The sequence below is a fragment of the Streptomyces sp. NPDC007164 genome (assembly GCF_040634135.1).
GTDB lineage: Bacteria > Actinomycetota > Actinomycetes > Streptomycetales > Streptomycetaceae > Streptomyces > Streptomyces sanglieri.
Genome location: NZ_JBEYFB010000005.1, coordinates 104,297 through 129,583, shown reverse-complemented (window position 1 = coordinate 129,583; position 25,287 = coordinate 104,297). Strand labels below are relative to the sequence as shown.

21 protein-coding genes are annotated in these 25,287 nt (G+C 70.0%); 10 read left to right on the top strand and 11 right to left on the bottom strand.

What is annotated here, in order from left to right:
• Positions 1–264: 264 nt before the first annotated feature.
• Positions 265–2,316, bottom strand: a complete 2,052-nt coding sequence (locus ABZ622_RS10810; RefSeq protein ID WP_360542023.1) for a phosphocholine-specific phospholipase C — start codon at positions 2,314–2,316, stop codon at positions 265–267.
• Positions 2,317–2,615: 299 nt separating this feature from the next.
• On the opposite strand from ABZ622_RS10810, the gene ABZ622_RS10805 reads away from it, so the two are divergent.
• Complete coding sequence (locus tag ABZ622_RS10805; protein ID WP_360542022.1) at positions 2,616–4,661, top strand: discoidin domain-containing protein; 2,046 nt, start codon at positions 2,616–2,618, stop codon at positions 4,659–4,661.
• Between the two features lies 1 nt (position 4,662).
• Here ABZ622_RS10805 and ABZ622_RS10800 read toward each other — a convergent pair whose 3' ends face one another.
• The 8 genes from ABZ622_RS10800 to ABZ622_RS10765 all read right to left on the bottom strand — a co-directional run bounded on the left by ABZ622_RS10800 (position 4,663) and on the right by ABZ622_RS10765 (position 14,239).
• Positions 4,663–5,256: a TetR family transcriptional regulator gene (locus ABZ622_RS10800; RefSeq protein WP_360542021.1), complete on the bottom strand. Its 594-nt coding sequence runs from the start codon at positions 5,254–5,256 to the stop codon at positions 4,663–4,665.
• A gap of 283 nt (positions 5,257–5,539) precedes the next feature.
• Positions 5,540–6,676, bottom strand: a complete 1,137-nt coding sequence (locus ABZ622_RS10795) for a hypothetical protein (protein ID WP_360542020.1) — start codon at positions 6,674–6,676, stop codon at positions 5,540–5,542.
• Positions 6,673–6,981, bottom strand: coding sequence for a helix-turn-helix domain-containing protein (locus ABZ622_RS10790; protein ID WP_360542019.1), 309 nt, complete (start codon positions 6,979–6,981; stop codon positions 6,673–6,675). The genes ABZ622_RS10795 and ABZ622_RS10790 overlap by 4 nt, the downstream gene beginning before the upstream one ends.
• On the bottom strand, positions 6,978–7,721 hold the full coding sequence (locus ABZ622_RS10785; protein WP_360542018.1) for a hypothetical protein: 744 nt from the start codon (positions 7,719–7,721) through the stop codon (positions 6,978–6,980). Before ABZ622_RS10785 ends, ABZ622_RS10790 begins: the two co-directional genes overlap by 4 nt.
• Entirely contained in the window at positions 7,718–8,002 is a 285-nt protein-coding gene (locus tag ABZ622_RS10780) for a hypothetical protein (RefSeq protein ID WP_360542017.1), read from the bottom strand. Before ABZ622_RS10780 ends, ABZ622_RS10785 begins: the two co-directional genes overlap by 4 nt.
• Entirely contained in the window at positions 7,999–8,784 is a 786-nt protein-coding gene (locus tag ABZ622_RS10775) for a hypothetical protein (protein WP_360542016.1), read from the bottom strand. Before ABZ622_RS10775 ends, ABZ622_RS10780 begins: the two co-directional genes overlap by 4 nt.
• Before the next feature lie 109 nt (positions 8,785–8,893).
• Positions 8,894–9,616: a Crp/Fnr family transcriptional regulator gene (locus tag ABZ622_RS10770; RefSeq protein ID WP_360542015.1), complete on the bottom strand. Its 723-nt coding sequence runs from the start codon at positions 9,614–9,616 to the stop codon at positions 8,894–8,896.
• A 138-nt stretch (positions 9,617–9,754) separates the two neighbouring features.
• Complete coding sequence (locus ABZ622_RS10765) at positions 9,755–14,239, bottom strand: hypothetical protein (protein WP_360542014.1); 4,485 nt, start codon at positions 14,237–14,239, stop codon at positions 9,755–9,757.
• A gap of 514 nt (positions 14,240–14,753) precedes the next feature.
• Here ABZ622_RS10765 and ABZ622_RS10760 point away from each other — a divergent pair.
• On the top strand, positions 14,754–16,439 hold the full coding sequence (locus ABZ622_RS10760) for a hydrogenase maturation protein (protein WP_360542013.1): 1,686 nt from the start codon (positions 14,754–14,756) through the stop codon (positions 16,437–16,439).
• A 22-nt stretch (positions 16,440–16,461) separates the two neighbouring features.
• Here ABZ622_RS10760 and hypB read toward each other — a convergent pair whose 3' ends face one another.
• Together hypB and ABZ622_RS10750 are read right to left on the bottom strand one after the other, a co-directional pair.
• A complete protein-coding gene (gene hypB / locus ABZ622_RS10755) occupies positions 16,462–17,259 on the bottom strand; it encodes a hydrogenase nickel incorporation protein HypB (protein WP_360542012.1) in 798 nt (265 codons plus the stop codon).
• Between the two features lie 3 nt (positions 17,260–17,262).
• Complete coding sequence (locus ABZ622_RS10750; protein WP_360542011.1) at positions 17,263–17,592, bottom strand: hydrogenase maturation nickel metallochaperone HypA; 330 nt, start codon at positions 17,590–17,592, stop codon at positions 17,263–17,265.
• 259 nt (positions 17,593–17,851) lie between these two features.
• Here ABZ622_RS10750 and ABZ622_RS10745 point away from each other — a divergent pair, with 259 nt between their 5' ends.
• The 8 genes from ABZ622_RS10745 to ABZ622_RS10710 all read left to right on the top strand — a co-directional run bounded on the left by ABZ622_RS10745 (position 17,852) and on the right by ABZ622_RS10710 (position 25,286).
• Entirely contained in the window at positions 17,852–18,907 is a 1,056-nt protein-coding gene (locus ABZ622_RS10745) for a hydrogenase expression protein HypE (protein WP_360542010.1), read from the top strand.
• Between the two features lie 45 nt (positions 18,908–18,952).
• Positions 18,953–20,746: a nickel-dependent hydrogenase large subunit gene (locus tag ABZ622_RS10740; RefSeq protein ID WP_360542009.1), complete on the top strand. Its 1,794-nt coding sequence runs from the start codon at positions 18,953–18,955 to the stop codon at positions 20,744–20,746.
• A complete protein-coding gene (locus tag ABZ622_RS10735; protein WP_360542008.1) occupies positions 20,746–21,696 on the top strand; it encodes a NifU family protein in 951 nt (316 codons plus the stop codon). The genes ABZ622_RS10740 and ABZ622_RS10735 overlap by 1 nt, the downstream gene beginning before the upstream one ends.
• An 89-nt stretch (positions 21,697–21,785) precedes the next feature.
• Positions 21,786–22,346 (top strand): DUF5947 family protein, encoded by a 561-nt coding sequence (locus ABZ622_RS10730; RefSeq protein ID WP_360542007.1) that lies wholly within the window; start codon positions 21,786–21,788, stop codon positions 22,344–22,346.
• The gene (locus tag ABZ622_RS10725; RefSeq protein ID WP_360542006.1) at positions 22,343–22,984 is read left to right on the top strand and encodes a DUF6084 family protein; all 642 of its coding nucleotides are present in this window, start codon (positions 22,343–22,345) and stop codon (positions 22,982–22,984) included. The genes ABZ622_RS10730 and ABZ622_RS10725 overlap by 4 nt, the downstream gene beginning before the upstream one ends.
• Complete coding sequence (locus ABZ622_RS10720) at positions 22,981–24,384, top strand: hypothetical protein (RefSeq protein WP_360542005.1); 1,404 nt, start codon at positions 22,981–22,983, stop codon at positions 24,382–24,384. Before ABZ622_RS10725 ends, ABZ622_RS10720 begins: the two co-directional genes overlap by 4 nt.
• A 151-nt stretch (positions 24,385–24,535) precedes the next feature.
• Entirely contained in the window at positions 24,536–24,748 is a 213-nt protein-coding gene (locus tag ABZ622_RS10715) for a hypothetical protein (protein WP_360542004.1), read from the top strand.
• Positions 24,749–24,755: 7 nt separating this feature from the next.
• A complete protein-coding gene (locus ABZ622_RS10710; RefSeq protein WP_360542003.1) occupies positions 24,756–25,286 on the top strand; it encodes a hydrogenase maturation protease in 531 nt (176 codons plus the stop codon).
• The last annotated feature ends 1 nt before the right edge of the window (position 25,287 follow it).

Sequence of the window (25,287 nt, the reverse complement as noted above, 5' to 3'; positions counted from 1 at the left end):
CAGGGCAGTACGGCAGAGCAAAGCGGGTGACGAACTGGGGGCTCATGACCGCCCCCGCGCCCCGCAGGACCCCGCAGGACCCCGCAGGGCCCCGCAGGACAGAGCCCCACCAACCCGACGCCGGCCCGGCCTCGGCCACGAAGACATCGCAGAGCATCACCAGCCTGACAGAACGGGGCAAAATTTACGCAAAGCTGTCAAGAAGGTCGCGGGCGCCGAACACGAGTTCCTGGCGTTCCACGGCATCCCGGCCGAGTGCGGGGCTCACACGGTTGCGATGCCCGGGTCGCTCACGCCGGCTTGACCGTTCTCGACGTGCCCGGCCATGCGCCGCAGATACCCTGCGTTGCCCTCGACCACGACCGTCAGGTCGTACCAGCGTTTGGTGGCGCGCAGATCGACGCCCTGCACGACGGTGGCGCCGGCGCGGACCGTGAAGGTCTGGCGCTCCCCGCCGTACGCGTTGGTCACGGTGAGGTGCGCGTCGGTGGCCGACGGGTTGGTCATGGTGAGCTTCAGGTTGCCAGCGTCGTGACGTACCGTCACCTCCGGTTCGGCGGCTTTGTTGTTGCCCTTGAAGGTGCGCAGGAAACCGTTCGGGCCGTGGACCGTGAGGTCGTGGCTGCCGCCGGAGTACACCGAGTTCCAGCTGTCGGACACGGGCTTCCCGGCTGCCGTCGTGTACGTCCACGGGCCGTCGGCGCGCTTCTGCGAGCGCACCTGGAAGGCGGCACCCGCCCGGTCCCCCGCGCTGAACGTCAGCTTGTACTTGCCGGTGGCGAGGTCTGCGGCTCCGTCGACGTAGGGAGCGTAGGAGAGCGGGCGGCTCGGCCGCGCCCCTGCCTCCTGCCGGGGCAGGGCGCCCTGGGCGGGTGGCCTCGGTACGTAGCTGTCGTGGCGGTCGCGGTCGGGCGGGGTGTAGCCCGCGGTGTCCGGCAGGCCGGCCGGGTCTGTGACCTTGAGGGAGAAGTCGAAGGCGGATGTGAGGTCACCGCAGATGGCACGCCGCCATGGTGAGATGTTGGTTTCCTTCACTCCGAACCGGTTCTCCATGAAGCGCAGGATCGAGGTGTGGTCGAAGGTCTCGGAGCAGACATATCCGCCGGTGGACCACGGTGAGACAACGATCATCGGGACGCGCTGTCCGAGGCCATAGGGACCTGCGGCGTATCCGACGCCGCCCTTGTAGTGGTCGAGTGTGGTGTCGACGGTGGACAGTCCCTGGGCGGCGGAAGCCGGAGGATACGGCGGCACGGCGTGGTCGAAGTAGCCGTCGTTCTCGTCGTAGGTGATGAACAGGGCGGTCCTGCTCCACACATCGGGGTTCGAGGTGAGCGCGTCAAGGACGTGCGAGATGTACCAAGCACCGTAATTTGCGGGCCAGTTGGGGTGCTCGGAGAACGCTTCGGGGGCGGCGATCCAGGAGATCTGCGGCAGCCTGGCGGCCTTGACGTCGGCTTCGAGGATGTCGAAGTATCCGTCTCCCGCCTTTGCGTTCGTGCCGGTGCGGGCCTTTTCGTACAGGGAGTCGCCGGGCTTGGCGTTGCGGTAGTTGTTGAAGTACAGCAGGGAGTTGTCGCCGTAGTTGCCGCGGTACGCGTCGTCGATCCAGCCCCAGCCGCCGGCCGCGTCGAGGCCGTCGCCGATGTCCTGGTACACCTTCCAGGAGATGCCCGCCTTCTCAAGGCGTTCCGCGTACGTCGTCCAGCCGTAGCCCGCTTCCTGGTTGCCGAGGACGGGGCCGCCGCCGGTGCCGTCGTTGCCCACGTGCCCGGAGAGCATGTAGTAGCGGTTCGGGTCGGTCGCGCCGATGAACGAGCAGTGGTAGTCGTCGCAGATGGTGAACTTGTCGGCGAGTGCGTAGTGGAACGGGATGTCCTCCCGTGTCAGGTACGCCATGGTGCCGGTGCCTTTGGCGGGGATCCAGTTGTCGTACTTGCCGTTGTTGAACGCGCTGTGGCCGCCGCCCCAGTCGTGGTCGAGGCCCGCGATGAACTGCATGCCCAGGTCGTCGGCGTCGGGGTGGTAGGGCAGGGTCTCCTTGCCGCCGCTCGTCTGGTGCCATACCGGTTTGCCGCTGGGCAGTGTCACCGGGCGGGGGTCCCCGAAGCCCCTGACGCCCTTCATCGACCCGAAGTAGTGGTCGAAGGAGCGGTTCTCCTGCATGAGGACGACGATGTGTTCGATGTCCTGGACGGTTCCGCTGCGGCGCGCCGCGGGGATGGCCGCGGCGCGGTCGATGGAGCCGGACAGGGCGGCGAACCCTGCGGTGGCTCCGGCGATCTGAAGGAAGCGACGCCGATTGATTTCGGTCATGGCTGTGGGGTCCTCCCTGTTGCTTCGACGATGTCCGTCCACGAAGAGGGGCAGACGGAGTATTCAAGAGGGCCCGGGCTCAAGGAAAGTGGGCCGAGGTGACGGTCGGGCAAAATGTGGGCGGCGCCCCGGTGGCAGGCCGCCCGAGGGGGAAGCTTTCCCGGCCTGAATCACTGACGGTATGTCAAATAGGTCGTCCGTCCCGGACTCTTGACTGGTTGTCAGGTTCGCGCCATCCTCGACGGGACCTACGCGCGAGTAAGTTGGCGCGCCCATCCCGGACAGCGAAGGTAGCCCGGATGACTCTGCTCCGCAGACGTGGACTGTTTGCCGTTGTCGTCACCCTCCTGCTGGCTCTCGGTGTGGGCAACCCGCCGGCCGTCGGCGCCGACACCCCCTGGTGGGAACCCACGGCACGGCCCGCCGCCGATTCCCGGATCGATGTCACCGGCGAGCCCTTCCACGGCACGGACAGCCGGGGCCGGGTCCGTGGCTTCGTCGACGCACACAATCACGTGATGTCCAACGAGGGCTTCGGCGGCCGCATCATCTGCGGCAAGCCGTTCTCCGAAGCGGGCATCGCCGACGCGCTCACGGACTGCCCCGAGCACTATCCCGACGGCTCGCTCGCCCTCTTCGAGAACGTGACCGGCGGTTCGAACGGCCATCACGACCCGGTGGGCTGGCCGACGTTCAAGTCCTGGCCCGCCCACAACTCCCTGAGCCACCAGCAGAACTACTACGCGTGGCTGGAGCGCGCCTGGCGCGGCGGCCAGCGGATCCTGGTCAACGACCTGGTGACCAACGGTCTGTTGTGCTCGATCTACGTCAGGGACCGCGGCTGCGACGAGATGGACGCCATTCGTCTCGAAGCCCGCAAGACCTACGAGATGCAGGACTACATCGACAAGATCTACGGCGGAACGGGCAAGGGCTTCTTCCGTATCGTCACCGACTCCACCCAGGCCCGCCAGGTCGTCGCGGAGGGCAAGCTCGCCGTGGTGCTCGGCGTCGAGACCTCGGAGCCCTTCGGCTGCAAGCAGATCCTCGACGTCCCCCAGTGCAGCCAGGCCGACATCGACAGCGGTCTGGACGAGCTCCACAAGCTGGGTGTGCGCAGCATGTTCCTGTGCCACAAGTTCGACAACGCCCTGTGCGGGGTGCGGATGGACTCCGGCACCATCGGAACGGCCGTGAACATCGGTCAGTTCCTCTCCACCGGCACCTTCTGGACCACGGAGAAGTGCACCGGTCCGCAGCACGACAACCCCTCGGGCAACGTGGCCGCCCCGGCCGAGGTGACCAAACTGCTGCCCGCCGGGATCAAGGTGCCCGCATACGACAGCGCCGCGCAGTGCAACACCCGTGGGCTGACCCGCCTCGGCGAGCACGCGGTCAAGGGGCTGATGAAGCGCAACATGATGTTCGAGGCCGACCACATGAGCGTCAAGGCGGCCGGCCGTGCCCTGGACCTGCTGGAGTCGGCGGACTACCCCGGCGTGCTCTCCAGCCACAGCTGGATGGACGACGGCTGGCTGGAGCGCGTCCACCGCCTCGGCGGCTTCAAGGCGTCGTACATGTCGAGCGCGGACAGCTTCGCCAAGGAGTCCGCCGGGACCAGGACACTGCGCCAGAAGTACGGCGTAGGACTCGGCTACGGCACCGACATGAACGGCGTCGGCGGCTGGCCGGGACCGGTCGGACCCGACGCCCCCAACGCGGTCAAGTACCCCTTCCGCAGCGCCGACGGCGGCTCCGTCGTCGACCGTCAGCAGACCGGCCGACGCACCTGGGACTTCAACACCGACGGTGCGGCCCATGTCGGCATGGTGCCCGACTGGATCGAGCAGATCCGGCTCAGCGGCGGCACGGACACCGTGCAGGACCTGCTGGGCGGCGCGGAGTCCTACCTCCGCACCTGGCAGGCGACCGAACTCCACAAGCCCGAGCCCAACCTCGCCGCCGGCGCCGCGGCGAGCGCCAGTGACACGGAGTGGAACCCGTTCACCAGCTACGCCGCAGGGAAGGCCGTGGACGGCGACACCGGCACGAGATGGGCGAGCGGCTGGTCGGACGACCAGTGGCTGCGACTCGATCTGGGCGGCTCCCGTACGGTCGGCAAGGTGTCCCTGGACTGGGAACAGGCCTACGCGCGTGCGTACCGGATCGAGGTCTCGGACGACGGGACCGCGTGGCGGACGGTGTGGTCCACGGACAACGGGGACGGCGGCCTGGACAACGCGGTGTTCAGCCCGGTGCAGGCGCGGTACGTCCGTGTCCACGGCGTGACGCGGGCCACCAAGTACGGCTACTCGGTCAACGAGGCAGCGGTGTACAGCCGCTGAGCTACTCCCGCACCAACGTCAGGATCTGGTCCGCGACGATGTCCAGCACGTCGCCCGCCTTCTCCTCGTCGCCCAGCACGAGGAAGTTGAGGGTGAGTCCGTCGGTCAGCGCGGCCAGATACCTGGCGGCCGCGGGTTCGGGCATCGTCAGCTCCACGCCGAGGACCGCGGGGAGTTGGCGGATGACTTTGGTGTGTGCCGCGAGATAGCGCTCGTACTGGCGCCGGGCGAGATGCTCGTAGCCGGGTTCCCGCAGGGCGTACTGGGTCAGTTCGTACGTCAGCATGTGCTCGCCGGGATTGGCCAGCACATGATCCCAGTACGCCTGGATCCCGGCGCGGACCGTCTCGCGCAGGGTGGGCCTGCGGACGAGCGTGGTCAGGACGTCCGACTCGGAGTGCTCGGAGATGGTGTCCATCACCGCTTCGAGCAGCTCCTGCTTGGATGCGAAGCAGTAGTGGAAGACGCTCAGCGAGACACCCGCCTCCGCCACGACGGACCGCGTTGTGGTCTTCGCGACGCCGTCGCGGGCCATCACCCGGATCGCAGCCTCGACCAGTTGCCTGCGCCGCTGCGCCGACGGCATCCGCCCCATGACGCCTCCTCCCCTGACCGGCGCAAGCATACGCCGCAGGGGTGCGGAGCAGCGGGCCGCTGTGACGGCCCGCGTTCTTCTCGCCCCACTGTCCGTGCGGGCCCGCCAGGACGCCCTCCTGCCGTGACAGGGGCTTGTGTCCTCAAGAGCTTGTGTTCTCAAGAGCCGCAGGCGAGTGACCCGCAGTCCAGTCGGGCGACTGCCGCCCGTGAGTGTGCGAGCAGCGGGCGTGACGACACAGGACCCGGACCTCCGAGGAGGACCGGGTCCCGCGAGGGCGGTGTCAGACGGCGGCGCTGCCCGCCAACTCACGGGCCTTGGCCGCCCACTCCCCCATCCTCGTGATGGCGGAGGTCATCAGCTTCACCCCGGCGGAGATCTCCTTCACCGGCTTGCGGAGGTGCCGGCTCACTCGGACCATGGCGCCCACCGAGGTACCGAAGGAGCCGATCTGCGCCAGACCGTCCTGCGCGGCATCGTCCAGGGACATCAACTGCCCCAGGAACTCCTCCGCTTCCTCACCGCGCTCGTCGGGCGGCGTCATCTCGATGAGCCCCAGCGCGGCCCGTACCCCGCTGTCCAGAGTCGCCATCCGGTCGGCGAACGCGGCGGCTACGGTGTGCAGTTCGCCCGCGGGTACGCCAATCTTCTCCGCGTACCGGGCGACGCCGGCGAGCCGTGCGCTCATGGGCGCGTTCGCCTGGGTCAGGTCGAGCATCTCGGTGCCGGACTGCTCGGTCAGCGCTGCAATCGTCTCGATCGTCTTCGTGATCGCCTCCATGTCGTTGGCCATCTCGTCCAGCCCGTCCTCGATCACCGCGAAGTCGTCGAGCAGACCGGGCGAATCCTCGTCCTCCTCCTTCCCGCCGTCGCCGGCCTCCGAGGCGGCGGCCGGCCCGTCACCGGTCTGGAGTCCGCGCAGCACCCGTGCCGGCGTGAGGAGTTCGAAGCCGTCCCGGAGGCCGGCCTCCAAGGCGCTCTCGATCTCCTTGCGCGCTCCGGCCAGATGGCTGCGCGTCCGTTGGTATCGGATCGTCCTGATCGACGCGATGTCGAAGGGCAGCTGACCGGTTTCTCCGATGTGGATCGTCGGCTTGCCGGTGATGTGCCGCAGCCCCAGCTCGTACATCACGTTGGGGTTGCCGCCGCTGACGTCCGCGACAACCAGGTCGGACTCGACGACGTGCCGGCAGATCTGCTCGTTGCTGTCACCGGCGTGCGCGATGCCGTCCGCGCGCACGGCGCTGATGCCGTACTTCTCGCAGGCGGGGGCGATCACCTGCTCGAAGATGCCGAGGTTGTGTTCGTACACCTCGCGCTCGGGGCTGCCGTGGGCGGCGTGCGGATCACCGATGGGGCCGACGACGAAGCACCTCTGGGGCCGGCCGGATTCCTGCCGGAGTGTCTGTGACGTGTTCATGAGGGCTCCTCCGATGCGCGGGGGTGGGTTTCGTGGGGTTGGTCCGCGGGCGCGTGGTCGTCCTCCAGGGGGACGGCGTACACCGGCCGTTCCTCGATGCCGAGGGTGCGCAGCAGGTAGGCGGTGGGGATGCGGTAGCGTCCACCGACCCGCAGCACGGGGCAGGGGAAGGCGCCGAGGCGGATCAGCTTGTACGCCGTCCCGGGGCAGATCCCGAAAGCGCGGGCGGCTGTGCGCAGGTCGACGCTCAGGGGCAGGTCGAGGGCCTCCGCGAAGCCGAGCGGCGGGCCGGACCGCCCGCTCACCGCCGGGCTCCCGCGGGCCGCAGGACCAGCGTGCCGATGAGGTCGGCCTCCTCGTGGCGGCGGGCCCGGAGCACCAGGTCGGTCAGGCCGGTACCCGTCCGACCCCCGTCTCGACGACGGCGCGGCTCGGCGAAGCGGAGCGTTGCGCACACACCCTCGCGGCGGGGCGGGGGCGTGATGTGCACTTCCCATCCCTCGGGCGGGCGGGTCCCTTCCTCCGGCGCGACGGTGGCGTTGCGGGCCTCGGCGAAGGCACCGACATCGACGACGGGAATCTCCCGTGTGACGCGCTTCGCGTAGGCCCACATCCGGTTCACCGCCTCCTTGATCAGGCAGCCTCCCGTGTCCGGTCCCTCCGGGTCCGCCGCATCGAGAGCGGCGAGCACGGCCAGGACGGCCTCCGCCTCCAGGTCGGCCCGGTCGATCCGCCGCCAGAGGCGCAGGATCCGGTGCAGATTCCGGTACAGCCCGGGAAGGACCAGCCAGACGACGAGCAGCCGTCCGGCGCCGTCACCGTCCGGCGGCTCCTGTCGGGCCTCGGTGACGGCCTGCCGCCAGACCGCGGCGCGCAGCGTCGCATCCCGCCGCGCCCCGTAGAGCGCCTTCCTGCTCTCCTCCGGGGACAGCAGGACCGTGCGGGAGCCGACGTGCACCGTGAGGGACGGCCGGGTGCCGTCCGGCGGTCCGAGAACGCTCCGGTCGATCCGGGCGAAGACGCCCCCTGGTCCGGTCGTTGTCATCGCTCCTCCTTTCCGGCCTCGTCGGGCCGGAGGTACGTCAGGGCGGCGGCAGCCCGGCCGCAGGTGTGTGCGAGCGCCGCCAGGGCCGACCGCACGGCAACGTGCCACGTCGTGCCGGCCGGGTGCGCCGTCCCGCTCCCGCGCCGGAGCCGCGCGGCGGGCGAGGCCGGCGGGTGGAAGTGAATACCGCCATATACGGCGTGGCCGACGTTGACCCCGTAGTCCGCCCACTGGCCGTCGGCCTGCTCACGCCGGAACGGGGCCTTGTGGGAGGCCGTCACCGGGCGGGCCCGGAGCCGGCCGGCGGAGGGGGCACAGGCAGGCCGATGGTGAGACCGCCGACGACATCCCGGCCGACGGCAGCCCCCTGGTGGACGTACTGGGACGGCGGCGTCCAGCTCGGGGCCTCGGCGTCCGGCGAGGGCTCCGGAGTCTCCGCCACGGCCGACCGCACGTCGTCCGGCGCATGGCCCGGCACGCGGATCCATCCGTAGCCGCCGAACTCCTTGACCCGCACATGGGCCCGCACGTACTGCGAGGGGTCGAGGTCCCGGCGCCCGGAACGCACGACGTCCTGGTACAGCCGGTCCGACACCATGACGGCGAGATCCGCCGCGGTGAGGGTGGCGAGTACGGCTCTGAGCTGGGGCGCGTTGACGTACCGCGCCACGGCGACCGGGGCCGGGCCGGCGTGGCCGAGGGCGGCGTCCGCGACCACGCCGGTGTCCACGGCCATCCGCAGCCTGACCCGCTGGGCGGCCGGACGGGCGTTGCGGTCCCCGAGGCGGACCGCGAGATGGTGGACGAAGGGGCCCAGCACGGCATCCTCGGGCGTGGCCTCGGGGAGGACGGCGAACTCCAGGTCGCCCTGCGGCTGACGCGTCCAGGCCGCCCGGTCCAGCCCGGTCAGTGCCGCCGCCTCGTCCAGCATCCGGACCAGCTCGGACTGGACGGCCGACTGGGTACGGGTGTCGAGACGGCTGTACTGCTCCACGTCCGCGGCCAGGCACAGCCGACGGCGCGGCAGGCCGGCCTGCGGCCGAGGAGGAGAGATCTCTTTCATGACAACTCGCCACCTTCAGAAGGGGTTGGGTGCGATGCACGCCAACTGTGTTCCGAGGGGGCGGGGGCGACGAAGAAAGCCGCATTAATGCGGCTTTCTCGGCGTGGCCCTATGTGTCCGGCACACTCAGCAGGGCTGCCTCGCGCAGACGGGCCATGTTCCCGATGGAGGTCTGCCGGCAGCCGGTGGTAATGATCTTGTCCTTCCGCAGCTGGGCCAGCGCCTTGTGGACGGTGTGCGTGGTGGATGCGGTGAGGGCGGCGAACTCCGGCTGGGACAGATTCACATCGATGTGCACCCTGTTCCAGTCGGGCCCCCTGAAAGTCCGCCTGGGCCGCCCGTACAACTCCGCGAGTTCGACCAGGACGCGTGCGAGCCGCACCGGGACCGGGTATCCGCCCAGCTCCAGCCGTAGGCGGTCGGATCGGCGCACCCTGCCGCAGAGCCAGCGATACAGGGCGAGGAACGCGTCGGGGTGCGCGAGGAGGAAGGGCTCCAGTTCGTCGCGCGGGACGACGGTGGCGGACACGTCGCCGCAGGAGGTGACCGTGGCGGATCGGGGTCCGACGTCCATCGCCGCCACCTCGCCCACGACGTCCCCGGCGATCCTGATGTCCACGAGCGACACCCGGTCGCGGTCCAGCCGGGCGGTCACCTTCACCAAGCCCTCGTGGAGGACCACCAGTTCCTGTGCGTGGTCGCCCTCGTGGATGAGTACGTCTCCCACGGCGTAGCGGCGTCGAGTACCGAGCCGGGTGAGGGCCCCGCGTGCTTCGGTCGACAACGTGTCGAGGAACGCCGCGCGAGGGTTGGGGTTCGAGCCGTGCATCATCTGCACAGCACAGCACTCGGTCCACGCGGCGGCGGACGTTTCGGCCCCGTCCGCCGATGTGCCGGATGCACGCCGGGGCGCGCGGCGGCGCATGGCCGGAGCATCCTGCGGGCCGGATCCGGGCGGAGCGGGTCTCGTTCAGCTCCGGTCGGAGTCGTTGATCGCCTCGGCCACACCGTAGGACCCGAGAAGCAGCAATTGGTCCAGCAGATCGAGGATCGCGGACCGGATCGCGGGGGAAGGTGCCTGGGCATACGCGCGGACCAGCAGGCGGCCGATGTGGTGGGCGTCGGCCGCCGCATCGCGGGACAAGTCGGCCGAAGCGGCTCCGAACACCGTCACAAAGCGCCGTACGCATGTCAGGACCAGTTCGTCCACCCGGTCGGGAGCCTCCTCAAGAGTGATCAGCAACTGGGGCAGAGCAACCCCGAAGGCGCGCGAGTCGATCAGCGCGGTCAGTGTCCGCCGGTGCGGCCCCAGACGCCGGCCGCGCAACTCGGCCGCCACCGTGGCGGCAGCCTTTCGCACGCCCTCCTCGGGGTCGTGGAAGAACCGGAGGAGTGCATGGTGGGCGAGCGCCGCGTCACCGGTGTTCAGGAGCCGCTGGGCGCACACGACTGCGGCCCCCTGCCGCTGTTCCGTGTCGTTCCCGTCGAGCACCTCGGCCAGCAGGTCACGCGTCTCCCACTCCATCGCGGCCAGCGCGGCGATCCGGCCGCCGACCCGGCGCACCGACGCGACCGGGGAGTACAGCATGCGTTGTGTCAGTGGTCCTGCCGACGCCGGGTCCCCGTGCATCAGGGCGACGGCCAGGCGGGCGACGTACGGTGACGCCAGCAGGTGGTCGGGGGCCCGGACGAGCACCGCGAAGGCATCGACCGCCGCCGGGCGGTCGTGACGGATCGCGGCACGCAGCACGTGGGCCACGCACGCCCGGACGTCGAGGGAGGGATCGGCCGCGAGGCGGCCCAGGTGGGGAACGATCAGGGCGGCACGGGACCCGTCCGCGTCGTGGACGAGCAGATCGCCCAGGCTCTCGGCCGCGCTGCCCCGTACGGTGTTGATCCCGGCGGAGAGCAGGTCGTGTGTCGCGTTGTTCCCGTCCTCGCCGGACACGGGCTCGCTGGCCGGATCGTCGGCGTCGCCCGGCTCTCCCGAGTCGAGCGCGCGGCTCAGGAGGACCCCCACCAGGTCGAGCGGCACACGGCCGGAATACTTCCGCAGGGCGTGCCCCAGCCACTTGTCCTGCTCCGGCCTGCCCAGGCCCGCCAAGTGGCGCACCGCCGCGAAGACGGTCTCCGGATCGTGGTACGTCTCGGCCTCACCGAAGCCGAGGAGCAGCGAGGCACCGTAGGCCGGGTGCGTCCCGGCGTCGATCCGCACGGCGAGCCGCGCGAACCGGCCGGGGTCCGCCACCGTCATGCTCCGCAGCGTGTGCGACAGTTCGCGCGCCCCGCCGGTGTGGGTCTCCCAGTCGATCCGGTCGCGGCTGTGCTTTCTCATGGCGCTCAGCCATTGGTCGTCACTCATGTACTGGGCCGCTTCCGCCGGGATGGGCGGGCCGACGAACCCACCTGTCACCCCCTCCGGTTCGTCCGGCTCCCGTCGGCCGCCGTGGAGTCGGCGGAGTTCTCCGAGCCGGCGCCTCGCCCCTTCGGAGAGCCGCCCTTCGGGCAGCGCTGTCAACAGGGTGAACTCGTGCCAGGGCGAGAGTTCCTGGTCCGGGGGGAGGCGCAGGTGGAGCAGGGACTGCTCCACCTGCCGGAGAGTGCTGTCGGGCAAGGCTCCGCCGATGGCGCCGAGGACCTCACGGGCGCCCCACACGGCATTGCCGACGTAGCCGGACAGCAGACGGTGTCCGCCCTGGAGAAGGATCTCGGCGGACCGTGGGGCGAGATCGGGTCCCCCCGCGGCCAGCGCCTGGTAGAGCAGCCACTGCGCCGCCTCGTACCCCTCGCTCACCAGGTGTTCCACGAGCTGACGCGCTCGCGCGGCGTCCCGGCCCGCCGTGATCCGGAGAGCCTTGGCCGTGCCTTGCAGCAGAGCTTCGCCCAGGTCGCCGGGGTCGTCGTCGGGATGGCGGTATGAGAAGTGGCGGTCACCGACGGGCCACCCCGTCCGTGACGGACAGGCGGTCAGGCCCATGACGGTCAGCAGGACCGGCAGCACCCGGACGCAGAACTCCTCCGGTGCGCCGACAGCGGCCGCAGTCACTGCCCGAAGTACCGTGTGGTCCCGGTTCGCCAGTGCCGCCACCCTGCCGTGGTCGTCGAGCCGGAGATTGTCCGGGCGTTCCGCCAGCAGCGCGCCCAGCAACTCGGCCACCCACATGGGTTCTTCGGCCACCAGGTCGCCCACCGGGTCCCACAGGGCGTGTTCGAGGCCGGTGAAGAGCCCCGCTCGCACGGCGTCGAGCAGAAGGCCGAAGAGCGGGCGGCTGCCGGCGAGGCGGGCACGGGGAACGATCCGCATCAGCCACGCACCGTACCGGGGGTCGGCGGCGTGCGGTTCCAGCAGGCGGGCCACCCGACCGGGCTGGACACCCACCACCGCCGCCAACAGCCGTACCGCCCACTCCTGTTCTCTCGTGTCGACGCCGGCGAGCCAGCTCTCGAAGACCCCTTCGTCGTCGCCGCGACAAAACCAGGCGGGGGTGCCGAGCATGTCGACGAGGCGGTCGCGGAAGAGCGGGCGCGTGTCCAGCACACGGGCCACCATGCCCCACTCGATGGCGGTGGGCGCGTCCAGACCGCGGAGCACTGCCAGGGTCAGATGCTTGAGGTGGTAGCGGATGTCCGGACCGGTCAGCAGCGCCTCGACCTCCTCGGCGAACCGTTCCGGGTCGAGATCCCGCAGGTGATCGAGCACCTGCCGAAGCTGTCCGCGACGGAACAGCTCCTGCTCCCCTCCGGCGAGGAAGGCGACCAGGCTCTCTTCGCGCCGGAGCCAGCCGCGGGCGAAGGCGTAGTCGAAGAAACTCTCGTGAAAGAAGGCAAGTTGACGGCCGTCGCGCACAAAGACGTTTTCCGACTCCAGCACCCTCCGGCTGGCGGCGAGGTTGTCCGTGTCAAGGATGCTGTACGGCACGGACAGCCGCCGGCCCGCGCTCATGGCGGCGACGGCGACGGAGACGGCCTCGTGGAATCGCACGGACGGACGTCGGGCGCACTCCTCCTGTTTGGTGTCCCAGAATGCGTCGAACAGCTGCCGAGTGGTGCGGAGAAGGAGGGCCTCCTCCTGGTCCGCGACCTGGGCGAGGAGGACGAGATTCAGCGGTGTGCGCAGCAACTCCCTTTGCGACGGGACCAATCGGGAGACGTCCAGGCCCATGCCGGTGACGGCGGTGTCGACCTGGGCGTCGGAGAGCGATCCGACGGAGACGCGTGTGCAGTGGTCCGGGGCGGTGAGCCTGCGGATGCGGGCGTCGGCCTCGGCGTCGAACGCGCGACAGGCCAGGACCACCCGCATGCGAGGATGTGCCGCGGCCTCGTCCACCAGGTCGGCCACCGCGTCGAAGGTTTCCGGGATGCGCCCCGACGCCATGCTGACGGCGTCGAGCTGGTCCACGACGAGGACGCAGGGCTGCCCGTCCGCCATGGCGCCGAGAGCGCCGACCGGGGACATGGGCAGGCCGACACGCTGCCCCAGTTCGTGGGTCGAGCCGAAGGGTTCCGGACGGTCGAGCCGGAAGGCGAGTACCGGAGTGGCCGCCTCGACAAGAGCGGTGAAGGTCTGGTGCAGCACGGCGCTCTTCCCGCCGCCCGCGGTTCCGGTCAGCAGGATGAGCCGTCGGGTGCCCTGCCTGGCCTCCGTCACGAGGCGGACGGTCTCCTCGCGGGGGATCGCGGGCCGGAGCAGGGTACGTTCGACACTCGCCGCCCACCGGCGCGTCACCGTGCGCACGGCATCGGACACCGCGACGGCGTCGGCCCGCGCGACACTCCGCAGTCCGTACGGCGCCAGCCGGGTGGTGAGGGCCGCGGCGTCAAGTGTGGTTCCCGGGTTGTCGATCAGGACTTGGCCGAGGGCGAGCGCCGCCAGGCGGCCCGGTGCTCCGGCCAGGACCTGTTCGGCCAGGACGGCGTTGGTGCGTACGAGGTCCCGTTCATCGTGCCGCTCCACCCGAAGCCCTCTCAGCATCCTCCAGGCCATCGCGGTCGAACCGTAGATGCCGTCCGAGGCGAGGGCGTCGAAGGGGCCCCGGAGTCCGTCCGTCAGCCACTCCGTCTCGAAGGAGGCGACGTCGTCGGAGCGGCGGGCACGGTCGGCGAGTTCATCGAGCGCACGGGCGGGGACCAGGGAGACGAAGTGGAACGCCCGGCCCGCCTCGACGTGCGAACGCAGGCTCTCCCATACTCCCTCGTCGCGAAGAGAAGCCACATTCCAGCTGTTCGCATCGCGGTTCTTCCGCTTGACCTGGTGCGCTTCCGTCCCGTGGTCGTGCCGGTAGACGAAGTCGACCCCGTCGCCCAGCGGCCCGCCCGGATCGACACGGAGCGACGTGCCCGAGCCCAGCAGTACGTGCAGGGCGTGTCTGATCGTCCAGGCTCCCTCATAGCGGTTGCCGAACCCGCCCGTCCCGCCACCCAGCCGCGGTGCCACCGCGCCCCCTGCCCGTCCCACCGAAGCGACTCATTGACCGGAGAGGCTCAACCGCACCTGCCTGTCGGGATGGCTCCTGTCCATATCCACCAAACTCAGTTAAGGCAACCGATCGCACCCTGCGCATAATCGGACACCTCTGAGCCCATCTCTCCGTAGTGTCCCAGGATTCCTGCGGAAACAACGCCCGGGAGCATCGCGACAGCCGAGCCGCCGAGGATCCCGGCGCCCTCGCCCGCGCTTACCCGGGCGGCGTACGGGCTCACCCGGACGGTCGGCCCATGCGGCCGCCCGGACCGAATCCCGATGGCGCTCCGGGTGACCACCCGAGTCCGACCGGTCGGGGCCAAGGTCCGGTCCGTTTCCGGACCACGCCGCCCACATGGTTTGCGGCGAACGAGGTTGCGCGTCGGCTCCCCCTCCTCTGTGTGCGCTTCGAGTGAATTCCCGGCTTGTTCCCGCCGCGTGAGTTCCGCTGAGCGAGTGTCCACGCTCACGCTCGATCAGGACGGACCGCAGCCACCGGGAGATCGCCGTGCACATCCTGCTTGTCGCAAGCGCCTTCAACAGCCTTACCCAACGTGTCCAGACGGAGCTGAGGGACCGCGGGCACTCCGTTGCCGTGCAACTCACGCACCAGGAAGGCCCAGTCCGGGAAGCCGTCCGCCGGGAGTGCCCGGACCTTGTTGTGGCGCCGTACCTGAAGACCGCGATCCCGAGGGACGTCTGGTCGGTCCATGCCTGTCTCGTCGTCCATCCGGGGCCGGTCGGTGACCGCGGGCCCTCCTCCCTGGACTGGGCCGTCCACGAGGGAGCGGACAGCTGGGGCGTCACCGTACTTCAGGCGAACGCGGAGATGGACGCGGGCGACGTCTGGGCGTCCGTGGACTGTCCGCTGCCCCCCATGGGCAAGAGCGACCTGTACCGCAACGAGATCTCCGACGCCGCCGTGGAGGCGGTGCTTCTGGCGGTCGGACGCTTCGCGTCGGGGACGTACACCCCGGCACCGCAGGCCTCCGGCGACGGCAACGGCTGCCGTCCTCCGTTCCGCCAGTCGCTGCGCCGCATCGACTGGCGGTCGGACTCCACCGCGACGGTGGTCCGCAAGCTCAGGGCGGCGGACTCTCAGCCCGGTGTGCTCGACGAGTTGCTGGGCGGAGAGTGGTTCCTGCACGGCGGGTATCCCGAGCCCCGGCTGGGCGGGCGTCCGGGGGAGGTGGTGGCCACCCGGGACGGCGCGATCTGCCGGGCCACCACCGATGGCGCGGTGTGGATCCCCGAGCTGCGGCCGCGGCGGGCGCCGGGCGGCCCGGCCACCTTCAAGCTCCCCGCCACCTCCGCGCTGGCCGGGAGGCTGCCCGTCGTACCCGAGCGGCCGACTCCGCTGCACCGGTCCGGGAACGACAACACCTGGTCCGAGATCGGCTACCGGGAGGAGGCCGGGACAGGCTTCCTGTCCTTCTCGTTCCGTAGCGGCGCGATGAGCACCGCGCAGTGCCAGCGCCTGCTGCGCGCCTACCGGTACGCCTGCTCCCGGCCCACCTCGGTGTTGGTCGTCGGCGGCGGCCGGGACTTCTTCTCCAACGGCATCCACCTCAATGTGATCGAGGCAGCGGCCGATCCCGGCGCCGAGTCCTGGGCCAACATCAATGCCATGGACGACATGGTGGAGGCGGTGCTGACCACCACGGACCGGCTGGTCGTCGCCGCCTTGGCCGGGAACGCCGCAGCGGGCGGGATGATGCTGGCCCTCGCCGCCGACGAGGTGTGGTGCAGGGCGGGAGCGGTGTTCAATCCGCACTACCGCCTGATGGGGCTGTACGGATCGGAGTACTGGACGTACACGCTGCCGCGGCGGGTGGGTGCTGCGGCGGCCGACCGGCTCATGCGGGACGCCCTGCCGGTCAGCTCCACGGCGGCCCACCGGCTCGGGCTGATCGACAGGGTGATCCCCTGCGCCCCTCAGTCGTTCGACTCGGAAGTCGGCGCCCTGGCTGCCCGCCTGGCAGCCCTGCCGGCTACGCAGTCCCGGATCCACGCGAAGAAGGAGGAGCGGGACCGGGTCGACCTGGCCCCGTACCGGGAGGCCGAACTCGTCCGCATGCACCGCATCTTCGCGGACCCGCACCACCCGTACCACGGGCTGCGCCGGGCCTTCGTCCGCAAGGAGCGCCCCGCGTCGGGCACCACGGTCCCGCAGCCCCCGTTCCTCCGGGACTGACCGCGGTGCGGCGGCGCAGCTGCTACCGCTGCGCCGCCAGCCAGTCGTACCAGTGGGCCAGGCCCTCTCCGGTGGTCGCGGAGAGCGTCAGCACGCGCACGTCCGGGTTCACGGAGCGCGCGTGCTGCGCGCACTGCTCCACGTCGAAGTCGACATAGGGCAGCAGATCGGACTTGTTGATCAGGATCAGGTCGGCAGCAGCGAACATGTACGGGTACTTCAGCGGCTTGTCCGTGCCCTCGGTGACCGAGATGATCACGACCCTGCTGCGCTCACCCAGGTCGAACAGGGCGGGGCACACCAGGTTTCCGACGTTCTCCACCATGAGTAGCGAGCCCTCGGCCGGGGACAGCGCCGTGAGGGCGTCCCGCATCATCTCCGCGTCGAGGTGGCACCCGGCCCCCGTGTTCACCTGCACCACGGCGCAGCCCGTACGCCTGATCCGGTCGGCGTCGAGCCTCGTCTCCTGATCGCCCTCGATGACGGCCACCGGCCGGCGGCCGCCGAGGTCGGTGACGGCGCGTTCCAACAGGGTCGTCTTGCCTGCGCCCGGCGAGCTCATCACGTTCACCGCCACTACGCCGCGGTCGGTCATCCACGTCCGGTTGCGTTCAGCGAGCAGGTCGTTCTTGGCGAGTACCTTCTGCTCGATGGTGACGGTCTCACCGGCTTCACTCGGCCGACGATGCTCGTGCGGACGGGGGTACGGGTCCGAATGCGGATGCGGATGCGGATGTCCGTGGTCCGGCGCATCCTCCTCCCGCAGCATCACGATCCTGGTCCCGCCGGACTCCTCGGCACAGCCGCAGGTACCGCACATGGTTCAGCCCACTTCCATGGAGACGATCTGCAGTTCCTGTCCCGATGTGATCTCCACATCCGCGCTGCCGCAGGGACACAGCAGAATCAGGTCGGTCAGGGCGAATTCGAGGTCACAGGTGCGGCAGCGGCCGGCGCCGGGCGGCTGGTCGATCTCCAACTGCGCGCCCTCCGCGGCCGTTCCCTCCGTGACCAGCCCGAAGCAGAACCGCATCGAGTCGGGCACCACGGCCGTGAGCACGCCGACGCGGACGCGGACCGAGCGGACCGGACGCCCCCCGGCGCGTTCGCACACCGAGCCGACGACGCTCTGTGTGATGGCCAGCTCGTGCACCGGTGCCTCGTCCTTCCGCGGGTGGCTCCGACCGTAGGGCCACGGGAGGACCATGGCGCCGCCCGACAGGACCGGTCCCCCGCCCGGACCACCCGAGCGGCCCACCGCATGCCGTCATTCGGGCCCCGGTGACCAGCCGGAGCGGCGATTTCCCCTGTTGCCGATGCCCGCGAATCGAGGCGTGATGGTAGCAATGTGCGCGTACCCACCTGTGGGGGCCGATGGCCGGTAGGCCGTCATCCTGAGAGGCGATACTGCCATGCCGACAGAGGAAGCGGTAAAGGCGGAGGACACACTGATCCACGTGCTGTGGATCAACGCAGGACTGAGCTGTGACGGCGATTCCGTCGCCCTGACCGCAGCCACGCAGCCGAGCATCGAGGAGATCGCGCTCGGCGCCCTGCCGGGACTTCCGCAGGTCGCCGTCCACTGGCCGCTCATCGATTTCGAATGCGGTCCGAACGGCGGTGCCGATGATTTTCTCGAATGGTTCTTCAAGGCCGATCGCGGAGAACTGGAACCGTTCGTTCTGGTGGTTGAGGGATCCATTCCGAACGAGCGGTTGCACGACGAGGGGTACTGGTGCGGGTTCGGCAACGATCCCGCCACCGGTCAGCCGATGACGACCAGCGAATGGCTCGACCGGTTGGCTCCGAAGGCGACCGCGGTCGTCGCGGTCGGCACCTGCGCGACGTACGGCGGCATCCACGCCATGGCGGGGAACCCGACCGGCGCAATGGGGGTTCCCGACTACCTGGGCTGGGACTGGGAGTCCAAGGCCGGGATCCCGATCGTGTGTGTCCCCGGGTGCCCGATCCAGCCGGACAACCTCTCGGAGACGCTCACCTACCTGCTCTACATGGCCACCGACCAGGCCCCGATGATCCCGCTCGACGACGCGCTGCGTCCTACGTGGCTGTTCGGGTCGACGGTCCACGAGGGCTGCGACCGAGCCGGCTACTACGAGCAGGCCGACTTCGCGACGGAGTACGGCTCGCCGAAGTGCATCGTCAAGCTGGGCTGCTGGGGCCCCGCGGTCAAGTGCAACGTGCCCAAGCGCGGCTGGATGAACGGCATCGGCGGCTGCCCCAACGTCGGTGGCATCTGCATCGGCTGCACCATGCCCGGGTTCCCGGACAAGTTCATGCCGTTCATGGACGAGCCCCCCGGCGGAAAGCTCTCGACCAACGCGGTCGGGCTGTACGGGTCGACGATGCGGCGGCTGCGCCACCTCACCACCCACACCCTGGACCGCGAACCGAAATGGCGTAGGCCCGGCGGGAAACTCACTACCGGCGCCACACGCACCTGGTGAGTGACCTCGTACATCACCGCAACGGACAGAAAGAAGAGGCGGCCAATGACCGCGACGCAGCACAGAGGTGCCGGAGGCGGCCAGGGCAAGAACGACCTGGTGGAAATGGCGTGGGATCCCATTACCCGGATCGTCGGCAGCCTGGGCATCTACACGAAGATCGACTTCAAGCAGAAGGTGGTCGCCGAGTGCCACAGCACCAGCTCCATCTTCCGGGGCTATTCGGTCTTCATGAAGGGAAAGGACCCGCGGGACGCGCACTTCATCACGAGTCGCATCTGCGGAATCTGCGGTGACAACCACGCCACGTGTTCCTGTTACGCGCAGAACATGGCGTACGGGGTGAAGCCGCCGCACCTCGGCGAATGGATCGTGAATCTCGGCGAGGCCGCGGAGTACATGTTCGACCACAACATCTTCCAGGAGAACCTGGTCGGGGTCGACTACTGCGAGAAGATGGTCGCGGAGACCAACCCCGGAGTGCTGGAACAGGCCAACCGCACCCCCTCCCCGCACGCCGACGCACACGGATACAAGACGATCGGCGACATCATGCGCTCGCTGAACCCGTTCACCGGCGAGTTCTACCGCGAGGCGCTCCAGGTCAGCCGGATGACCCGGGAAATGTTCTGCCTGATGGAGGGCCGGCACGTCCACCCCTCCACCCTCTATCCCGGCGGGGTCGGCACCGTGGCGACCATCCAGCTGATGACGGACTACATCACCCGCCTCCAGCGGTACGTCGAGTTCATGAAGAAGGTCGTGCCGATGCACGACGATCTCTTCGACTTCTTCTACGAAGCCCTGCCGGGGTACGAGCAGGTCGGCAACCGGCGCGTCCTGCTGGGCTGCTGGGGCTCCTTCCAGGACCCGGAGCACTGCAACTTCGAGTACAAGGACATGACCGACTGGGGCCGGAAGATGTACGTCACCCCCGGTGTCGTCATCGACGGGAAGCTGGTCACCACCGACCTGGTGAAGATCAACCTCGGCATCCGGATCCTGCTCGGTTCGTCGTACTACAACGACTGGGACGAGCAGGAGACCTTCGTCTCCCACGACCCGCTCGGCAATCCGGTCGACCGGCGCCACCCGTGGAACCAGCACACCAACCCGCAGCCGCAGAAGCGGGACCTGGACGACAAGTACAGCTGGGTCATGTCACCGCGGTGGTTCGACGGCAAGGACTACCTGGCGCTCGACACGGGCGGCGGGCCGCTCGCGCGGCTGTGGACCACCGCGCTGGCCGGTCTGGTCGACATCGGCTACATCCAGGCCACCGGCCACAGCGTCAAGATCAACCTCCCCAAGACCGCCCTCAAGGGGCCGGTGGAGCTGGAGTGGCACGTCCCGAAGTGGAGCAACACCATCGAGCGCAACCGGGCGCGCAGCTACTTCCAGGCCTACGCGGCCGCCTGCGCGCTCCACTTCGCGGAGAAGGCACTCGTGGAGATCCGCTCCGGGAACACCAAGACCTGGGAGAAGTTCGAGGTGCCCGAGGAGGGCGTGGGCTGCGGGTTCACCGAGGCGGTCCGCGGTGTCCTCTCGCACCACATGGTGATCCGGGACGGCAAGATCGCCAACTACCACCCATACCCGCCGACTCCGTGGAACGCCAGCCCCCGCGACACGTACGGCACGCCCGGACCCTACGAGGACGCCGTGCAGGGCCAGCCGATCTTCGAGGAGAACGACCGGGAGAACTTCAAGGGCATCGACATCATGCGCACGGTACGCAGCTTCGACCCCTGTCTGCCCTGCGGTGTGCACATGTACCTCGGCGAGGGCAAGAAGCTGGAACTCCTGCACTCCCCCACCCAGTCCGCGGGCACTGAGTGATGGCGCGGGAGGAGTCCCCGGCCGCGCCCGACTGGCGGACGACCGGTGAACGCATCGACGCCCTGATCGCCGCCAGCGGCTCGGGCGGCGCGATCGCCCGCGAGCGCAGCGAGGAACTGGTCCGGCTCGTCGCCGACTTCTACGGTGCCGGGCTGGAACGGCTGCTCGACCTCGTGCACGAGCGGGGGCGGCTGGACGACGACGTCCTGGCCGCCCTGGCCGGCGACGAGCTGGTGTCCGGCGTCCTACTGGTGCACGGGCTGCATCCGTACGGCGTGGAGACCCGGGTCGAGCAGGCGCTGGAGAGCGTACGACCGTATCTGGGGTCGCACGGCGGTGATGTGGAGCTGCTCGCCGTCACCGACGAGGGCACTGTCCGGTTGCGGCTGCTGGGCAGTTGTGACGGCTGCCCGTCGTCCTCGGTCACACTCAAGCTGGCCGTGCAGGGTGCCGTGGAGGCGGCGGCGCCGGAGATCACCTCGATCGAGGTCGAGACCGAGGCCGAGGCCGGCGGGGACGCCGGGGCAGCGGGGCCGCTGGTAGCGGTGGACTCGCTGTTCGCCCGGCTGCACGCGGGGTCCGGGACGGCCGCCGACGACGGCGTGTCGTGGGAGGCCGTGCCGCAGCTGTCGGGGCTGGAGTCCGGCACCGTGGCCCGGATCGGTGTCGGCACGATGCGGGTGGTGGCCTGCCGGGTGGGCAGGGATCTCTTCGCCTTCGAGGACCGGTGCGCGCGCTGCGAGCGGCCCTTCGAGGGTGCCACGCTGGCGCGGCGGCTGGGCGGCCGTTCCGGGGACGCGATCCTGCGCTGCGCCGAGTGCCGTGCGCACTACGACGTACGGCGGGCCGGGGTCTGCCTCGACGGGGACAGTGTGCATCTGACCCCGCTGCCCCTGCTGTCGGACGGTGCCACGGTCTCGGTGTCGGTCCCCGCGGCGGTGGCGACGTGATCGCCGCCGGCCGTTCCGCCTCACCGGCCGCGACCCTGTTTCGGCTCACGCGCAACCGGCCGCGGCCGTCCGCCGGTGAGCGCTGCGAGATGTGCGCGGAACCGATCGGCGAGAACCACCCCCATGTGGTGAACCTCGACAGCCGCGCCCTGATGTGCGGCTGCCGGGCCTGTTATCTGCTGTTCACCGACGAGAACGCGGAGCTGCGCTACCGGGCGGTCCCCGAGCGCTATCTGCACTTCGCCGGGCTGACCGTGGACGGGGGCGCTTGGGACGAGTTGCAGATTCCCGTGGGGCTCGCCTTCCTGTTCCGCAACTCCGTCCAGGACCGGATGGTCGCGTTCTACCCCGGGCCCGCCGGGGCCACCGAGTCGGAACTGCCGCTGGACGCCTGGGCGGCCGTCGTCGAGTCGAGCCAGGAGCTCGCCGTGCTGCGTCCGGACGTGGAGGCGCTGCTGATCCGGCGTACGGCGGAGAGCGATGGTTCGTGCCATCTGGTGCCGATCGACGCCTGCTACGAGCTGGTGGGGCAACTGCGCTCGCTGTGGCGCGGGTTCGACGGTGGCCCCGAGGCCCGTGCCGCGATGGACGGCTTCTTCGCGCGGGTGGCGGACCGCAGCCGGCCCGCCGCGGGGATCGGGGCGCCGTGAACGACCTCGCGTTCTCCGTGCTCGACGTCGTCGCCGAGCCGTACGCGGCCGCTCCGCAGCTGACCGCTCGGCTGCGGATCGAGGAGCGGACGGGCCGGCGGATCCACGCCATCGCGCTGCACTGCCAGGTCCGCATCGAGCCGCAGCGGCGCCATTACGACGAGGCCGAACAGAGCGGCCTGGTGGCGCTGTTCGGCGGCCGGGACCGCTGGACGGACACCCTGAAGCCGTTCCAGTGGATGAGCTGCGACACCACCGTGCAGGGGTTCAGCGCTGCGACCGAGGTCGATCTCGCGCTGCCCTGCACATACGACTTCGACGTGATCGGTTCCCGCTATCTGCACGCCCTGGGCGAGGGTTCTGTGCCCCTCGCCCTCCTGTTCTCCGGCACGGTCTTCACCCGCGGCAGCAATGGCTTCGGGGTCGAGCAGGTGCCGTGGGACTGCGAGGCCCGGCACCCGATGCCGGTCGAGGTGTGGCGACGCATGGTGGCGGCGCACTACCCGAACACCGGGTGGATCCGGCTGGACCACGAGGTGCTGGCGCGCTTCGCGGACTTCCGGGCCCGGCGCGGGCTGATCAGCTGGGACGAGACGGTCCAGGCCCTCCTGGCCGAACACGACGAGGTGGTCCTGTGAGTCTTGACCAGGTGCGTTCGATCGCCGACGCCGTCCTGTACGAGGGGTACCTCCTGTACCCGTACCGGGCGAGCTCGCACAAGAACCGGTCGCGCTGGCAGTTCGGGGTCCTCGGTCCGCCGCACGCCACGGCCGCGAGTTTTGGCGAGGAGCCGGAGATGGAGATGCAGTGCCTGCTGGTACCGCACGACGGGCCGGCGGCTGTCACCGTGCATCTGCGCTTCCTCCAGCTCCAGGTCCGCGAAGTGCGGAGTACGGGCGCGGACGGGGTGGACGTACCGGTCGAGCAGCTCACCGTCGACGGGGTGTCGGTGATGTCCTGGGACGAGGCCGTCGAACGTGAAGTCGTGCTGACCGCCCTTCCGTTGGGAGAGGTGGCGGACGCCGTCCACGAGGTCCCGGGCGGCGAGGACACCGAGCCGGTGGCCGACGCGCGGGGCGTGGCGGTGGGCCGGATCGTGCGCCGGCGGATTCCTCTGGCCGTCCGGATCCGTACCCGGGCCGTCATGGACGACGGATACGTGCGCCTCTCGGTGGCGGTGCGCAACGAGCATCCGGAGCCCACGGCCACCAAGGACGCCGCGATCCGGTCGTCGCTGATCGGCACGCATCTGCTGCTGCGGGCGCACGACGCCGAGTTCGTCTCGCTGCTCGAACCGCCCGCCGGGGCGGCAGCGGCCGCCGGCCGTTGCCTGCAGCGCAGGTGCTGGCCCGTGCTGGCCGGCCCGAAAGGGTCCACCGACACCCTGCTCGGTGCGCCGATCATCCTGTACGACTATCCGGAGGTCGCCGAGCAGAGCCCCGGCGCCCTGTTCGACTCGACCGAGATCGACGAGATCCTGACCCTCCGCGTGATGACCATGACGGAGGAGGAGAAGGCGGAGGCCCGGGCCACCGATCCCCGGGCCCGGGAGATCATCGACCGGTGCGACCGCATGTCGCCCGCCGACCTCCAGCAGTTGCACGGCCTGCTGCGCGACCCGCACCCGCCGCGGCCCGCGGTTCCCGTGAGCCCGGCGGCCGGTGTCCGGGATCCGGAGCCCGCCGCCTTCGACACCGCGGGCGCCCCCTGGTGGGACCCGGCGGCCGACGCCTCGGTACGACCCGGGAGTGACGCGGTCGTGATCGACGGGGTCAGGGTGGCCAAGGGCAGCCTGGTCCGCGTCCACCCCTCCCGGCGGGCAGACGCGCAGGATCTCTTCTTCGCCGGCCAGGTGGCCCGGGTGACCGCGGTTCTCTCGGACGTGGACGGCGGTACGCACATCGCCCTGGTCCTCGTCGACGACCCCGCGTCGGACCTGCACGACTGGTACGGCCGCTATTTCTACTTCGCGCCCGACGAACTGACACCCCTGAGCGTCGAAGAGACGGCGCAGCAACGAGAGGAGAACCGATCGTGAAAACCCTGGGCATCATCACCGCCGGAGCGGCCGCGGCCGTGGCGGTCGTCGCCATGGCGGTCGGGATCAGGTCGATCCCCGACATCCGCCGCTACCTGCGCATCCGTTCGATGTGAATCCCGGTCCGAGTGAAGTGAGTAAGGAGCATCCCGTGGCGGACACACCGGAGAAGAACAGCGGCGTCGAGGAAGAGCCGCAGGAGGAACGGGGCCCGAAGGGGTCCCGCGGCACCGGCTCGGACCGACCGTCGGGCGGCCCGGCCGACCGCCCCTCGGGCCCCTCGGACGAACGCTCCGACACCTCCGTGAAGCCGGAGAGGGCTCAGGACCCGGAATCGCCCGACCTCCAGTCCGGGGGCGGCTGAGCCGAGGATGACGAACGGACCCGACACGGCCGCCCGGGTGCTGGTCGCGGGCATCGGCAATCTCTTTCTCGGCGACGACGGCTTCGGCCCGGAGGTCGTGCGCCGGCTGGCCCGCGACGGCGGGATGCCCCCGCAGGTCCGGGTGGTGGACTACGGCATCCGGGGCATGCATCTCGCGTACGACCTGCTCGACGGGTACGACGCGCTGGTTCTGGTCGACGCGTACCCGGGGGGCGGCGCCCCCGGGGAGGTGACGGTGCTCCGCATCGGTGTGGATGACCTCGGTTCGGGTGAATTCGACGCGCATGGGATGAATCCGGTCGCGGTCCTGGCAAATCTGGGTCAACTGGGCGGTACGCTTCCGCTCACCTACCTCGTCGGCTGCACACCCGCCGGAGTCGAGGAGGGCATCGGGCTCAGCGAAGCCGTCGACAGCACGGTGCCCGAGGCGATGCAGGCAGTGCACACCCTGGTCCAGCAGCTCGTGCCGTCCGTACCGACCGCGTCCGCGAACAGCGCCGAACCCCGGAGATCCTGAT